Consider the following 579-nt stretch of genomic DNA (forward strand, 5'->3'; position numbering starts at 1 on the left):
TTCTGAATAGCTCAAAAGCTTGTCTAGAATCTCCTTATTTGTTAAGTGCATGCGAAAAGTAGGGCGATAAAAACGTTTATCACTCAGTTTACGACTATCCTGTTGAATGAGCTTCCAGTAGCGCTTGATAGCTTTGTATTCATGGGATTTTCTATCAAATTGATTCATGATTTGAACACGGACACGACTCATAGCACGGCTAAGGTTTTGCACAATGTGAAAACGATCTAGAACGATTTTAGCACATGGAAAAAGCTGTTTAGCCAAGTTATAGTAAGGACTAAACATATCCATAGTAATGATTTTCACCTGACAACGAACAGCTCGCTCGTAGCGCAGAAAGTGATTTCGGATGATAGCCTGTGTTCTGCCTTCAAGAACAGTGATGATGTTGAGATTATCAAAATCTTGTGCAATGAAACTCATTTTTCCCTTAGTGAAGGCATACTCGTCCCAGGACATAATCTCAGGAAGACGAGAAAAATCATGCTTAAAGTGGAAATCATTGAGCTTTCGAATGACAGTTGAAGTTGAAATGGAAAGCTGATGGGCAATATCGGTCATAGAAGTCTTTTCAAT

The 579-nt window shown here is 38.7% G+C and carries 1 protein-coding gene; it reads right to left on the reverse strand.

Annotation, left to right across the window (positions count from 1 at the left end; translation table 11 throughout):
• Positions 1-579, reverse strand: a 579-nt coding sequence (locus tag HMPREF2805_RS00400; protein WP_148131559.1) for a transposase, incomplete at both ends; no start/stop codon positions are given.

Source organism: Streptococcus sp. HMSC034E03 (assembly GCF_001811505.1).
In the GTDB taxonomy this organism is placed as follows: domain Bacteria; phylum Bacillota; class Bacilli; order Lactobacillales; family Streptococcaceae; genus Streptococcus.